Genomic DNA, 14,887 nt, shown 5'->3' on the forward strand with positions numbered 1-14,887 from the left:
TGTTAGTTCCTTCCTAATCTGATATCTTGCGAAATTGGCTAATGAAAAATCCATCACTTCCATACAATTCAGGTGTAATGAGAATACAACCATCTTTCATGATATCCTTACATTCATGTTCTAGTTTTACCTGCTCAAATTCAGGATGACTTTCTAAAAATGCCTGTACGACTTGAAAGTTCTCCTCTGAGACAATAGTACAGGTACTATAAGTTATTATACCACCTTTGCGTAGTGTTTGACAAACACTACCTAATATTTCTAGCTGAATTTCCTGTAAGGACGCGAAATCTGCCGTTTCTTTATTGTATTTGATATCTGGTTTCCGGCGCAGCAGACCGATTCCTGAACAGGGAGCATCCACCAAAATCTTATCAAATGAATCCTGACCAAAAAACTCATGCACCTTTCTGGCATCTAATTTTTGCGTTTGAACCCGGTCTGCAACTCCCAGACGTTGGGCATTTTCTTGGATCAAGCTCAGCTTATGGTCATAAAGATCTAGTGCAGTAACTCGACCTGTCGTCAGGTAAGAAGCTATATGGGCTGTTTTTCCTCCTGGAGCAGCACAGGCATCTAGAACCTGCTCATCGCCTTGTAAATCAAGCGTCGGAGCAACCAGTTGACTGGACTCGTCTTGAATGGTAATAGCTCCATCCGCAAACAAATCATGGCCTGCAAAATGTCCTTGCTCCTTAACCAGACCAGAAGGAGACAAGGATGAAGCACTGGCCTCCAACAAGGCTTGGATTTCCTCTTTTTGGCTTAAATCTGTTACACGAATACTGGCTTTGTTTCGCACCAAGAGACTTTCAAAAATAGCTTGCGCTCGCTCCTCTCCGTATTCTTCCTTGAGCTTGGCAATTAACCAAACCGGGAGAGAATAGGCTATGGAATCACGCTTATTTTTTCGTTTGATGCTGGCAATATCTGGCCAACCTTCACGCAGGATACGACGAAGAACGGCGTTGACCAATTTTTCACTGCCCTTTTTACGGACTTTAGCCAATTCCACTGCTTCATTGACCACAGCATGGTCTGGAATCTTGTCCAAATAGCAGAGCTGGTAGGCACTCATGAGGAGAAGGACATAGAGCCAGTTATCTAACTGGTCTCGGTCTTCTATAAAGTGGGACAGGTACCATTCCAGAGTCAGTTTACGGGCTACCGTTCCATAGACCAGCTCGGTCACCAAACCCTTGTCTGCTGCAGAAAGTTGACTTCCCTTGAGATGCTTATTTAAGGCGATATTTGAGTATGCTTGATTGATAAAGACATCCTCTAATACTACTAGGGCTATACTTCTAGCCGTTTCTACTTTAGTCACCAAATCGTTCTCCTACAGTCAATGTACGTCCAACTCCATTGAGGAAGGAAGCAATATCCATCTTAGGCTTACCAGCTGGTTGCACTTGTTTGAAGGATAGAGCTCCTTCTGCCGTTGCGACAATCAATTCTTTCTTGCCGATAGAGAGGATCTCACCTGGATTTCCCTGACCTTCTACTGGTAGGGCTTCATAAATCTTAAAGCGGTCACCCTTAAGGAAAGTATGGGCAACAGGCCAGGGGTTCATCCCACGGATTTGGTTGAAAAGTTGACGATTGCTTTTATTCCAATCCAACTTTTCTTCCTCTGGCTGGATATTGGGAGAGAAGGTAACCTGACTTGGATCCTGCGGTTCAGGTTTGATGTCACCAGCAATATAAGCAGGCAAAGTGTCCAAAAGCAAATCACGACCAACTAGCGCCAATTTCTCAAACAAGGTGCCGACATTGTCCTCATCCGTAATCGGAATACTACGACGCGAAATCATATCCCCTGCATCCATTTCCTTAACCATTTCCATAATGGTCACACCAGCTTCCTCATCCCCTTGAATCAAGGCATAATGGATAGGAGCACCACCACGGTGTTTAGGAAGAAGGGAGGCGTGAACATTGACCGCAAAATCCATGCTATCAAGGAGTTTAGTTGGAAGAAATTGCCCAAAAGCAGCAGTCACAATTCCATCCGCTCCTAAATTCATAATAGCTTCCATCTCTGGACTTCCAGATAGTTTTTCAGGTTGGTAGATAGGAAGTCCTGCCTCTTTGGCAGCCTGCTTGACTGGGGTTTCTTGGATCACTTTTTTACGACCAACAGCGCGGTCCGGCTGGGTCACAACGGCTAGAATTTCGTAACGGTCATCTGTCAAAAGCCCTTTTAAAACTGTTGCTGAAAAGTCGGGGGTCCCCATAAAGATTAATTTTGTCATATCTTCTCCTTCTTATAAAAATTGCTGTGGCTCATGGTCAATGCTGAGACGGAGCTCACTATTTTCCCGTTCTTGAGTCAAGGCCAAGACCTGGTTGAGAGTCGGACTTAGCTCATCTTCTAAACGGTATTTAATTAAAATCTGGTAATGATAGAGGTTGTGGGTACGGGCAATGGGTTTTGGCGTCGGCCCCAGAATGTGACTGGCCTCTGATAAACCTGACCGCAAAATGTTCATAACTTCATAGGCACGTTTGACCACCTCTTCTTCCTTCTTGTGAGAAAGGGTAATTCCAATGGTGAAATAGTAAGGTGGATAACCAAGTTGTCGTCTAATTCCCATTTCATAGGCATAAAAGCCTTCGTAATCCTGATCCTTGGCAAATCGAATAGCATAGTGCTCAGGATTGTAAGACTGGATTAAGACCTGACCAGCTTTTTCAGCTCGACCTGCACGACCTGCCACCTGAGTCAAGAGCTGGAAGGTTCTCTCAGAAGAACGGAAATCAGGCAGATTTAAGGCCGTATCCGCATTGAGCACTCCGACTAGGGTCACATTTGGAAAATCCAATCCCTTGGCAATCATCTGAGTACCTAGTAAAATATCTGCTTCTCCTCGCCCAAACTGGTCAAGAAGAGCTTGGTGACTACCTTTCTTACGAGTCGTGTCCACATCCATCCGCAAAATACGTGCCTGCGGAAAGAGTTCTGCCAGCTCGTCATAAGCCTTCTGTGTCCCCGTCCCATAGTAACGAATACTGCGACTCTTACAGTTGGGGCAAACGTGAGGAATATCCTTCGAAAAACCACAATAATGGCAGTTCATGGTCTTGGTATCCATATGCAAGGTCAAGGAAATGTCACAGTTAGGACAAGTATCCACCGTCCCACACTCCCGACACATAACAAAGCTAGAATAACCACGGCGATTGAGCATAAGAACCACCTGCTCTTTTTTAGCCAGACGGTCCTGAATAGCTTCTAACAAAGGTGGCGTAAAGTTTGATGTCTCGTTTTGTCCGATATAGTCTCGAAAGTCAATCACTTGAACCTTGGGAATAGTAGCCAAAGGATTAGCTCGTTGGGTCAGACGTAAATGTTGATAGACGCCTTTTCCAGCCCGAGCACGGCTTTCCAGACTAGGAGTTGCTGAACCAAGTACCAGAGCTGCTTGATTATACTGAGCCCGTAAAATAGCCACCTCTCTAGCATGATAACGGGGATTACTGTCCTGCTTATAAGTCGCTTCATGCTCTTCATCGATAATCATGACACCTAGATTTTTCAGCGGAGCAAAGATAGCCGATCTGGCGCCAACCACAACTTGGGCATCTCCTCGTTCCACCTTGCGCCATTCGTCGTACTTTTCACCATTGGACAGGCCTGAATGAAGAATGGCCACCTTGTCTCCAAAACGAGCGATAAAACGCTCCGTCATTTGTGGAGTCAAGGAAATCTCAGGCACCAGCAAAATAGCTGTCTTGCCCTTGTCCAAAGCCCCTTGGATAATCTGCAAGTAAACCTCGGTCTTCCCACTTCCTGTAATCCCTTGAAGGAGGAAGGGAGGCTGATGACTGCCAATCGCACTCACAACCGCATCACGCGCCTGTCTTTGCTCTGGATTCAACTCCAAAGGCTGACTTGCCTCAATGCCTTCAAAATAAGCAGCCGAGCGTTGGACTTCCTTTTGGACTATGGTAACAGCACCTTGTTCCACAAAGAAGTTGACTTGCTCCCGCGAGTAGGACTCTAACAAGCTAGCCAAGGAAGCACTCTCAGGATGAGACAACAAATAGTCTCTCAGTTCCAATTTTTTCTTGGCACGTGCAGATATTTCAACACCTTCTAATTGAGCAAGGTCTACCTCATACCAAGACTGGGTCTTGACCTTCTTTTGATCAATCGCCTGATATTCTAGACCAAGCAGGCCTTTTCTAGTCAAACGCATCATTTCAGCTTGCTTACCTAAATCCAGAGAAGAAAAGGCTAGCGAATCCTCTGAACCAAACAAACGCTCTCGATCTTCCTGACTCAGACCTGCCAGAGGATAGAGAATCTTGTCATAGCTAGAATTTAGAAATCCTGGTAACATAGCCTTAAGGATAGAGATTTTGTAAGAGAAGACAGATTTGCGTAACTCCTCAGCCAGCCAGAGTTGTTCTTGCGTGAGAACAGGAGAAAAATCCAGCACCTCAGCAATATCTTTTAAATCTTGCTCCATCTCTTCCTCATCTGATTGGGACTCCAAACCAAGAACAATCCCTTGAATCAGACGATTGCCCTTACCAAAAGGTACATGGACCCGCATCCCAACTTCCAGCATTCCCAGAAATTCCTCCGGAATCCTATAACTATAGGGTTGGTCCGTCTGCATCAAGGGCACATCTACAATAATCTTAGCTATGGCCATCTTCTCACCTCCTCCTTGTCAGTACATTCTTGCAATAGAAAAAATAAGATTGAGTCCCCCCAACCTTAAATTTTTTCACCATCTTCTTTTTCTTTAGCGATTTGCTCTTTGATTTTCTTTTCTTCTTCTTCTTTGCGACGTTTTTCTTCTTCGATACGGCGACGCACTGCTTCACGTTTTCCTTCTGGATCTGGGTGAATCGTAACGTTTCCTGATTCGATTTCTTCTAAAGCGCGAAGAGTTGATTTTTCAGACTTGAAACCTTGAGTTGCTGGCGCACCTGCTTCTAATTCGTGGGCACGTTTTGCTTCCAAGATTACGAGTGAATATTTTGAAGGAACCTTGTCGAGCAAGGTATCAATAGAGGGTTTTAACATCATTTGCTTGTACCTATTTTCTAAATTTTATCGGGTAGTTGGAGATTTCGGTAACATCTCCTGATAGTGACCAATAACACGATCCACACGGAAGTGCTCTGCTTCGATCACACGCTTGACACGCTCAGCAGCTAGGGGCACCTGATCGTTGACAATCGCATAATCATACTCACGCATGAGGGCAATTTCTTCCTTGGCTTTTTCGATTCGTTGGGCAATCACTTCTGCACTGTCTGTTCCACGACCTACTAAACGATCTTGCAATTCATCCAAATCTGGCGGTGTCAGGAAGATAAAGACAGCATCTGGAACCTTTTTCTTGACCTGAAGAGCACCCTGAACTTCAATTTCAAGGAAAACATCGATTCCCTTATCCAAGGTTTCATTGACATAGGTCAGGGGAGTTCCATAGTAGTTGCCGACATATTCTGCGTATTCCAACATCTGTCCTTGACTAATCAGCTCTTCAAACTCTTCGCGAGTACGGAAGAAATAGTCAACACCATCCACTTCTCCAGGACGTTGTGCACGTGTCGTCATCGATACAGAGTATTGAAATTGGTTTTCAGAACTCTCAAAAATCTCTCTTCTAACCGTTCCTTTTCCAACCCCTGAAGGACCAGAAAAAACGATTAGTAAGCCTCGGTCTGCCATTGTGTCTCCTTTTAGTCAGTCTGTGAAATAACATTTCTCTAGAATAATGGCAAAAAGCCAAATTATCCTTTACAGTCTTTCTATCTAGTGTAACAAAAAAGCAGTAATTTTTCAACTGCTCTTTCTTATTTATTTAGCATAATCTACTGCACGAAGCTCGCGAATCACGGTTACCTTGATATTTCCTGGGTAATCGAGATTGTTTTCAATTTTCTCACGAACTTTGTGAGCCAAGATTGTGACTTTGTCGTCCTTGATTTGTCCTGGATTGACCATGATGCGGATTTCACGTCCTGCTTGAAGGGCAAAGCTTGTTTGAACTCCTTCAAAACCGTTAGCAATTTCTTCCAAATCATGAAGACGCTTGATATAGCTTTCAAGAGACTCACTACGAGCACCTGGACGAGCTGCACTCAAGGCATCTGCTGCAGCGACAATCACTGCAATGACACTTTCGGCTTCGACATCGCCGTGGTGACTAGCAATCGTATTCACCACAACTGGGTGTTCCTTGTACTTACGAGCCAATTCCATACCGATTTCAACGTGGCTACCCTCAACCTCGCGGTCAATAGCTTTCCCGATATCGTGAAGGAATCCAGCACGACGAGCAAGAGCCGCATTTTCACCAAGTTCGCTCGCCATGATACCAGCTAACTTAGCAACCTCAATCGAATGACGTAAGACATTTTGTCCATATGAAGTACGGAACTGCAAGCGACCCATGATTTTCATCAAGTCTGGATGAAGGTTTGGCGCACCAATCTCATAGGCTGCTGCCTCACCATATTCACGAATCTTATTGTCAATCTCTTGACGGTTTTTCTCAACCAACTCTTCGATACGAGCTGGATGGATACGACCATCTTTGAGCAACATTTCCATAGTCATACGGGCAATCTCACGACGAATCGGATCAAATCCTGACAAGGTCACCACTTCTGGTGTATCGTCGATAATCACATCGACCCCTGTCAAACTTTCAAAGGTACGAATGTTACGACCTTCACGACCAATAATGCGTCCCTTCATAGTATCGTCTGGCAGATGAACTGTTGAGTTTGTTGACTCCGCTACATATTCACCAGCGATACGTTGCATAGCTTGAACCAAGATGTCCTTGGCCATTTTGTCAGAACGTTCCTTGACCTCTTGCTCAGCTTCACGAATGCGACTGGCAATCTCCTTGGTCAAGTTCTCCTCTGTCTGTGCCAAGATAATATCTCGTGCTTCTGCCTGAGACAGGGCACCGATACGCTCTAGTTCTGCTTCTTTTTGTCTTTCGACTTCCTCTAATTGCTCTTCACGCGCATCAAGGTTTTTCGCTCTATCAGAAATACTTTGTTCTTTTTGTTCAAGTGTTTGTTCTTTACTCGTCAAATTGTCGTCCTTACGGTCGAGGCTAGTAGCTCTCTCGGTCAAACGACTTTCGATTTGTTTGAGTTCTTGACGTTCTGATTTGAATTCAGCGTCCACTTCTTCACGGTATTTTCTGGCTTCTTCTTTGGCCTCCAATAGTGCTTCTTTTTTAAGAGACTTGCTTTCACGTTTGGCTTCATTAACAAGTAAATCGGCTTCACGTTCAGCTTGTCCACGTAAATTAGTTGCTTCTTGTTCAGCATTTAAAAGCATCAACTCTGCAGCTTCCTGAGATGATTTCATCTTAGCTGAGATGCTGACATATCCAATGACTAAACCAATGATGACGGCAAAAACAGCAATCGCAAGCGACATGATTTCCATGTTTTTACCTCATTTTATTGTTATTCCGAATGACATACATTCTTTTACATTCTACCATAAAAAAGTGATTTTCACAAACCTAAAATAGAATATGTTTTGGGGAAATTAGTGTGAATTTTAGGATTACACTTCTTCGGATCCCTTCAAACTTTTGAACACATCATCAATAAATATATCTGCTAATCTCTTCTTGAAAGAATCATTATTTAATAGAGCACCAAATAAATCTTGACTCTGAGAGTATCCTTCTATAAGAGCATTGTCAATCTCTTCTTCAAAAGTAAAAACGAAGTCTTCTCTGGAGTTGACACGAGCAGATTGCTTTAGTCTCGGATTCTTTTTCATCAATTCACGAATGGATACCGCTCCACTTAGACCGACTTGGGGATCAATATCCAAATCCAACTGTTCGTTAATTTCATCTAAGATTTCAGATAAACGCTTCTCCTGGTCAGTCGTAACACCTCCAGTACTTGGCTTGGTAAGTATTAACTCTGGATGATATTCCAATTCAGAAACTGACCTGAAGGAACCTGTTTGCTTATGTTTCATATAGTCCACTACGATCTTATCTGCAATTGTAAAGTCATCTCCTCCAATGCGAACATCAATCATCTTGACAAGACTTTGCAGATAATTATAACGTTCGTGTAGAACTTCATTTTGATAAGCAGTTGCCTGAATCAAGAAAGTATACATTCTAAGAAAACCTCGAATAACCTTTCGAATAGAAAGTTGTTCTTTCTCATCAAACCGTCTAACTCTATCATAACCTTGATTTAACAGAGAAACCATCTTTTGTTTTTCTCTGCTGTTTCTCTTTTCTTGATATAAGAATTGATTAAACTCATGAACAACATCACTGTCCAAGATGCCATACTCATCAATTTTCCGATCCAAGGTCAAGACATCGCTAGGTGTGACTGTATCTGCTAAAATAGTCTCACGGTAGTAGGGAGAAAAAGCTGAGCGAATATCGTCATAAGTATTTTTAAAATCAAGGATAAAGGTCTTCTTGTTGTATCCTCTATAGATACGATTCAAACGAGACAATGTTTGCACCGCAGCAACACTTCGTAACTTTTTATCCACATACATAGCAACCAGTTTGGGTTGGTCAAACCCTGTCTGATACTTATTTGCAACAATCAGGATTTGGTAGTCTTCCGTATCAAAATGATATTTCAAATAATCTTCCTTGACCTGATTCATTTGCGACTCAGTATATTCACTACCTTGGTAATCAACCTTGCCAGAAAAGGCAATCAGGGTTCCAATACTAGTGATACTGTGGTCTTTGAAGTACTTTTGAAAGGCCAATTGATACTTAACTGCTGCCTCACGACCCGAAGTCACAATCATAGCCTTACCTTGACCACCCAATTCAGCCATAATATCATGACTGATAAAGTGATCCATGATAATTTCAACCTTTTGATTGATATTTTCATCAGATAATTCTACAAACTTTGCAATCTTACGCTTAGCAAGAGTCGTTTTTAGCTCAGGATCTTCTTCGACTGCTTTATTGAGCTTGTAATAGGTCTTATAAGTCGTATAGTTATCTAAAACATCTAGAATAAAACCTTCCTCAATAGCTTGCTTCATACTATAAACGTCAAAAGGAGCTTTAGAACCATCTGCTTGTGTTGTACCAAATAGCTGTAGAGTTGTCGCCTTGGGAGTTGCGGTGAAGGCAATGATTGAGACATTGTCCTACTTACCTGTCCGAGCAATCTCCTGCTCGATAGCATCCGCAACACTTACTTCTTGAATCTCATCGATAGTTCCATCTTCTGTATCTGTTTCTGTCAAGACTTGACTAACCGAACTCATATAGGATCCTGTCGTTGAACTGTGGGCTTCATCAATCAGGATGGCAAATTTCTTTTTCGCAGTGTTCCCTACAGACATCCAGTTGGATTGGTTGATCTGGGCAAACTTATGAATCGTCGTAGCTATGATTTTTGTATTTCCTGCAATCGCATCCGCTAAATCACTGGAGGTTTCTTTGTCGCCCATTACCTTGACCACTCCAGGCTTGTGGAAGATTTCCTTGACCGCTTCTTGTAACTGACGGTCAACTACGATACGGTCTGTTACGATTAATACAGTATCCACGATGTTTTGATTCTGATCATCATGAAGAGAAACTAAACTATGAGCCAACCAGGCAATGGTATTGGTTTTACCTGAACCAGCCGAATGCTGAATCAGATAATTACTGTCAGTATGGTTGACTTTCATGTCTTCTAGGAGACGGCTAACTGCTCTTCGCTGATGGTATCTCGGGAAAATCAGGGTCTTCTTTTTATGCTTATCCATCTCAAAAAAGATAAAACTCTCTATTAACTGGAGAATACTATCCTTGGTCAAAACATCAAGCCACAAGTAGTCTGTATCGACACCGTCAGGATTGTGAGGGTTGCCACTTCCCATCTCAATACCTTCCCCTTTCCCCACATTAAAAGGTAGAAAATAGGTTTCTTGTCTCCTTTCAATTGCGTCGTCATATAGACTTCTAGGGTATCCACTGCAAAGGAAGCCAAGACTCCCTGTTCAAAACGGAAAAGACGGTTCTTAGGATTGCGCCCCTTTAGCTGCTTGATAGCATCCTGAACAGACTGACCACTGGGATTAAACTTAAGCTCTATAGCAAATAGTGCTAATCCATTGATAAAGATAACTAGGTCAATACGGTCGCTCTCCTCGTAAACCACTTCTTCCATAACAGATAGACAATTGGCTTGGTATTGTTGAACAGCCTTTTCATTAAAACTAGTCGCAGGTTTACGATAAAGAAGACGAAGTTGTTTATTTTCAATAAAGATTCCCTCTTTTAAGGCGAATAAAAAGCCACCCTTGACGATTTCTTTATTAATCAGATTGACTATTGTCTCCTTGCTAAGCTTTTTAAGGAGATAGTCCATGGTCTCCTCTTGGGTCTCCATCAGAAAATCCCACAGGAGTTCCACATCCATGGCTAATCTAGGATCGTAGCAAGTAGCGTCCCGCTGAATATAGCCATTCTTATCTTTCAAGTCTTTGATAATCCACTGCTGGAAATCATAGCGCTCCTTCAAGCCCAAATTTGCCATAGCTTCTCACTTTCTTTTTCTCTATTTCTATTACTTACTAATTTGCAAAAAATTCATTTCACTATCTATACAAGACAAATTTCAATAGTTTAAAATTTACCTCCGTTAATACGGGAGTATCTTTCTATTTTTTCTTCTTCTGTTTCTGTATCCGTGTTTGATTTCAATCTTACTTCATCCTCAGATTTATAGAATAGCATTTTTAAAAGTAGTCTTGTAGAACGATATGACATACCTAAAAACACACCCGCACTAAATATCCAAATATAAAATCCAACATAATTAACTTTTATCTGATTTTCACCTAATAAAAACAATACATTGTTATGATATCGTAATTCTTGCATAATAACAGAAAAAATATATATCGCAAAAGCTGACACCAAGGATTGAATTAGATTATTCTTGAATACTTTTTCAACTCTATTCTCTTCAAATTTAGTAAGCAGTATATTTCCTGCAACTAAAACAATTCCGTACATAGATGTATAAAATCCAATGATTAGTCCAGAAAACTGAATAAGTGATTCTAAAATATTTTCGTACCCTAACATGTCAGGCCCTATAGACAAACATAGACTTAAAAATAAAACAAATAATCCCAAAAACCAAGGATAAGTAATATTTAGAAGAGAATTTCTCATGGTATTGTCCTATTTATTTCATGTTTACGAGCAGTTGTATTTTCATCACCCTGATATAATCTCCTCATTTCAAAAAGAACACTATCAGGATTTAATCTTTGTTTGGGTGGTAAAGTAAATTCATAAGTGTCACAAATAAGCGCATTTAATAAGTTCAAAGTTTCAATTTTATTGTACTCATTCAATATAGACAACTGAGCCTTTGAAAATGAATGAGGATTTTCTTCGATTTGCTTCATAATCTTATCAACTTCTTCAACATCTAATATTTCCTCTTTATTTCTAGGCGCGGCAACAAAAGAAACCTCAACATTTAGCCCTTTTAATGGGGAAGCATCGCTTATAATTTTTTCTAAAATGCCATTAAAACTATCAGAAACCTTTCTTGCAACATTATTCTTCTTGTCAAATGTGTTCGCTGTTTTTATTGTTAGTTTTTTAACCCCATTGCATCTTCGTACTCTCTGAAATATTTCTTTAGATACTATTGGTAAAAAATCTATTTTCTGTTTATCTATTTTTTCTAAATTCCAGAAATAATTTATATATTCAATAATTCCACGAATAGACAGACCTTGAATATTTTTTTGTACCATAGCAACACAGTTTGCAGGATCGAATAGTATCATTGTATCCTGAGCAGGATATTCATTTTCTTCTAATTCAAAATCCGATTCTATATCTGAAGTCTTACGAGCTACATATGATGTTTGGATTTCACTTAATCTCGTAAAACGTAATTCCAATATCCCATCATGATTCACATGCATATTTTGCAAACGAATTGTGTCTCCACCAAATTCATAATTCTTATCTGAAATAGATAAACTAGACATCGCATCTGAACACCACGTAGTTAAGTCATACATCTCATGAACAATATTATTATTTTGTCTATACTCAACACGAGTTTGAAAATAGAGAAATTTGACCTTTTTTCGGTTATCATCGCCATATGCAACCATTTAATATACCCTCCTCTTCCCTGTTACATAATCATAAATAAGAGTTTGTCGTTGCTTATTAATATTTTTAATTTGCTCGTTCTTAATTTGAATAAGTTTATCTATTTGAACTGTTTTCTTATCAAGAAAATCAACAATTTTTTGTTGTTTCTCGATTTCAAATAGAGGAATAACTATATTTGACACTAACTGCAAATTCAAACCATCTCTATCCTCACCTTTCAAGCCTCTAATGTTATAGTAGTTTGCTACAAAAAAGTAATATAAATACATATTATTCAATATTTTATTATCAACTATAAATGATGCAAGAGATTGATTAGAAGCCGATTCAATTGCTAAAACAGCTGCTGTTCCTTTCGTCTTTCCCTGACCATTTAATGCAAGCATGACAGTCCCATTGGGAAGTAATTTTGTTGATGTTCTTTTTAATGCTAAGTCTGTAATAGTTTCAGAAGTATGCTTTACAATGCCCTGATTAATCTCACCTGATGACATCCAGTTGATATTCCCATTCCAAAAAAGCGAATTATTTCTATCAGGAGTTGCTCCAGCAGAAATTTGTGAAAAATACTTAACTTTTCCTACTCCCCACCCTTGAGGCATCTGTCCGATCCAGTCGATACCTGAATCTTTCATGGGGACTGTTTTATCCAATCCTTTTGTGACTGTTTCATAAATCAAGCTAGCGCGGTAGTCTTTAAGTTTTTGAATTTGCTCCTCCAGTAATGCTTTAGCTTTATCTAACTGGGCGGTTTTCTTATCTAGAAAATCAGCAATTTTTTGTTGTTCATTTTTTTGAGGAAATGTAAAAGTGAATTCATCAAATACATTTTGATACAAATGTAAAATGGTGCTAGCCCCTGAATTTGTATAGTTAAACCACATCCAAAATTCATCTGATAGTAAAACATAGTATAAAAATCTTCTATCAATCTCATCAATTGTTTGGATTCTTAACACACCACTATTTAACGAAGCTTTATCATCAAGCCCAGAAATAATAGCTACTTTACCTACTGTACCATCTTTCGTAATTAGTAAATCACCATTTTCAACCTGAATCTGTGAAGCTTCTGACCAACGTTTTTCATCAATATGTACAGCTGTTTCAAAATTAATCGCTCCATTGTAAAAGTCTGTTCCTGTAATTAAATATGGGCCTTTCTCTTTATATTCAGCTGATGTTAATCCTTGCCAACCAATTCTACCATTAAGCTGTGTTGTGAATTTTATTTTAGAAATCACCCACTCTTGAGGTATCTGTCCGATCCAGTCGATACCACTCTCTTTCATCCTAGTCATGTTTGAGTTCCTCCAAGAGAGTCTGTAGTTCTGCTTCCAGTTCATAAAACTCTGCCAAGAGCTTGTCGGCACTTTCTGGTGCTTGGTAGTGATAGAAATAGCGGGTAAAAGGAATCTCAGCTCCATAGCCCTTTTTCTCATCAAACCAGTAGTGGGCGTCAGGTACATGGGGATAGACCTCACGCGCAAAGTAGGTCTCCACATCCTCTGTCATCTTAACGATTTCACTGTCCTTGGTGGTCTTATCATAGACAATACCATCAGCAATCTCATTTGGCTTGTCTTTCCTCTTGGTTCGGATGACTTCTGCTGTCTTGTCCATTTCACTCATAGCTAAGGCTAGCGCATTGACATTGGCAGGCGTAAGCTTAAACTCTCCCAGCAAGTCCTTGATGACTTGGGCAAAGTTCTCAAAGTTAGGATAGGTCTTGTCAGAGCTTCCCTTAGCAAGAGCTGTCAGGATAGCTTCTTGCTTGGTCTTACCAGCTACAAAGTCCTGTAATTTTTTCTCATCCTTAGCTGAACGTGGTTCCATCTCCAGCAATTCTTGGTACTTGTATTCATCAAATAGTTTAGCTAGGAAAGGAACGCTTTTCGCTTTCTCAATTGTTTCTTCGCTTATCTGGCCACGACGTTGCAGAGGTTGCATAACTGTAAACTCTCGATAGAGAAACTCTTGATTGTCAAAGATTTTTACATGGTCATTTTCTTGAAAATCATCGTACCAGCGAAGGATCTGACGGATGTTATCTTGGGACAACTCACGGCGTTTTTGACCTAGAGATTTACGTAGAGGAACAAACTCCTCCGTCGCATCTATAAACTGAACCTTGTTCTGGCGCTCAGGAGACTTGTTTTTATTATAAATCCAGATATAAATCCCAATTCCTGTGTTATAGAAAAATTGACCTGGAAGGGCGACTATAGCTTCTAGCAAATCATTCTCAAGAATATAACGGCGAATCTGACTTTCTCCCGATGATGTCCCACCTGAAAAGAGGGGAGACCCATTTGAAATGATGGCTGCACGGCCATTTTCTTCTAATTTTGCAAGAGCATGAAGATGGAAGAGTAGTTGAGCATCTCCAGTTCCTGGAGTCGCGACAAAACGACCTTGACGACCTTCTGTTTTGTCAAAGAGTTGATGATCTTTCTTAACTGCATCCTCAACCCCATCATCCGCATCCTTACCACCCCAAGCTTGACCGAAGGGAGGGTTAGCGATGACAAAGCTCATCTTAGTATCTGGGAAAGGATCTGGATCTTTTAAGGTATCCACCTTCACAAAATAGTCAGAATCTTCCTGACGAATTAGCATATCTGCACGACCAATCCCAAAGGTTTCAGGCAAAACTTCCTGACCAAAGAGTCGGACAGTGGCTCCTGTGTTCAACTGACGGATATAGCTTTTAGCGCATGTCCACACTCACACCGCTC

Annotated in this window: 9 protein-coding genes and 2 pseudogenes; all 11 read right to left on the bottom strand. The window is 40.7% G+C overall.

The annotated features are described in order from the left end of the window. Positions 1 to 13 precede the first annotated feature (13 nt). Complete coding sequence (gene rsmB, locus QZ565_RS00670) at positions 14 to 1,327, bottom strand: 16S rRNA (cytosine(967)-C(5))-methyltransferase RsmB (RefSeq protein ID WP_295524237.1); 1,314 nt, start codon at positions 1,325 to 1,327, stop codon at positions 14 to 16. Then, complete coding sequence (gene fmt / locus QZ565_RS00675; RefSeq protein ID WP_295524239.1) at positions 1,320 to 2,255, bottom strand: methionyl-tRNA formyltransferase; 936 nt, start codon at positions 2,253 to 2,255, stop codon at positions 1,320 to 1,322. The genes rsmB and fmt overlap by 8 nt, the downstream gene beginning before the upstream one ends. A gap of 12 nt (positions 2,256 to 2,267) precedes the next feature. Continuing rightward, positions 2,268 to 4,664 carry a primosomal protein N' gene (locus tag QZ565_RS00680; RefSeq protein ID WP_295524241.1) on the bottom strand — a complete coding sequence of 799 codons (2,397 nt, stop codon included), beginning with the start codon at positions 4,662 to 4,664 and terminating at the stop codon, positions 2,268 to 2,270. A gap of 65 nt (positions 4,665 to 4,729) precedes the next feature. Next, entirely contained in the window at positions 4,730 to 5,044 is a 315-nt protein-coding gene (rpoZ, locus tag QZ565_RS00685) for a DNA-directed RNA polymerase subunit omega (RefSeq protein ID WP_000979235.1), read from the bottom strand. Between the two features lie 24 nt (positions 5,045 to 5,068). Next, positions 5,069 to 5,695, bottom strand: coding sequence for a guanylate kinase (gene gmk / locus QZ565_RS00690; protein WP_295524243.1), 627 nt, complete (start codon positions 5,693 to 5,695; stop codon positions 5,069 to 5,071). Positions 5,696 to 5,824: 129 nt separating this feature from the next. Further along, complete coding sequence (locus QZ565_RS00695) at positions 5,825 to 7,438, bottom strand: ribonuclease Y (protein WP_000404936.1); 1,614 nt, start codon at positions 7,436 to 7,438, stop codon at positions 5,825 to 5,827. Between the two features lie 123 nt (positions 7,439 to 7,561). Then, positions 7,562 to 10,536: pseudogene (locus QZ565_RS00700) on the bottom strand (DEAD/DEAH box helicase family protein). 89 nt (positions 10,537 to 10,625) lie between these two features. Next, positions 10,626 to 11,180 (bottom strand): hypothetical protein, encoded by a 555-nt coding sequence (locus QZ565_RS00705; protein ID WP_295524246.1) that lies wholly within the window; start codon positions 11,178 to 11,180, stop codon positions 10,626 to 10,628. After that, positions 11,177 to 12,145 carry a DUF6731 family protein gene (locus QZ565_RS00710; RefSeq protein WP_295524248.1) on the bottom strand — a complete coding sequence of 323 codons (969 nt, stop codon included), beginning with the start codon at positions 12,143 to 12,145 and terminating at the stop codon, positions 11,177 to 11,179. Before QZ565_RS00710 ends, QZ565_RS00705 begins: the two co-directional genes overlap by 4 nt. After that, positions 12,146 to 13,450: a restriction endonuclease subunit S gene (locus tag QZ565_RS00715; RefSeq protein ID WP_295524250.1), complete on the bottom strand. Its 1,305-nt coding sequence runs from the start codon at positions 13,448 to 13,450 to the stop codon at positions 12,146 to 12,148. It lies immediately after the preceding gene. Beyond that, a pseudogene (locus QZ565_RS00720) lies at positions 13,443 to 14,864 on the bottom strand (N-6 DNA methylase); the annotation flags it as partial. The gene QZ565_RS00715 and the pseudogene QZ565_RS00720, both read right to left, overlap by 8 nt. Positions 14,865 to 14,887: the final 23 nt, after the last annotated feature.

Origin of the sequence: uncultured Streptococcus sp. (genome assembly GCF_915066115.1) — a bacterium.
Taxonomy (GTDB): domain Bacteria; phylum Bacillota; class Bacilli; order Lactobacillales; family Streptococcaceae; genus Streptococcus.

Coding starts and splice junctions, on each gene's coding strand:
- QZ565_RS00680 (WP_295524241.1), bottom strand. CDS start 4,664: ATGGCCATAGCTAAGATTATTGTAGATGTGCCCTTGATGCAGACGGAC.
- QZ565_RS00715 (WP_295524250.1), bottom strand. CDS start 13,450: ATGACTAGGATGAAAGAGAGTGGTATCGACTGGATCGGACAGATACCT.
- rpoZ (WP_000979235.1), bottom strand. CDS start 5,044: ATGATGTTAAAACCCTCTATTGATACCTTGCTCGACAAGGTTCCTTCA.
- QZ565_RS00695 (WP_000404936.1), bottom strand. CDS start 7,438: ATGGAAATCATGTCGCTTGCGATTGCTGTTTTTGCCGTCATCATTGGT.
- gmk (WP_295524243.1), bottom strand. CDS start 5,695: ATGGCAGACCGAGGCTTACTAATCGTTTTTTCTGGTCCTTCAGGGGTT.
- QZ565_RS00710 (WP_295524248.1), bottom strand. CDS start 12,145: ATGGTTGCATATGGCGATGATAACCGAAAAAAGGTCAAATTTCTCTAT.
- fmt (WP_295524239.1), bottom strand. CDS start 2,255: ATGACAAAATTAATCTTTATGGGGACCCCCGACTTTTCAGCAACAGTT.
- QZ565_RS00705 (WP_295524246.1), bottom strand. CDS start 11,180: ATGAGAAATTCTCTTCTAAATATTACTTATCCTTGGTTTTTGGGATTA.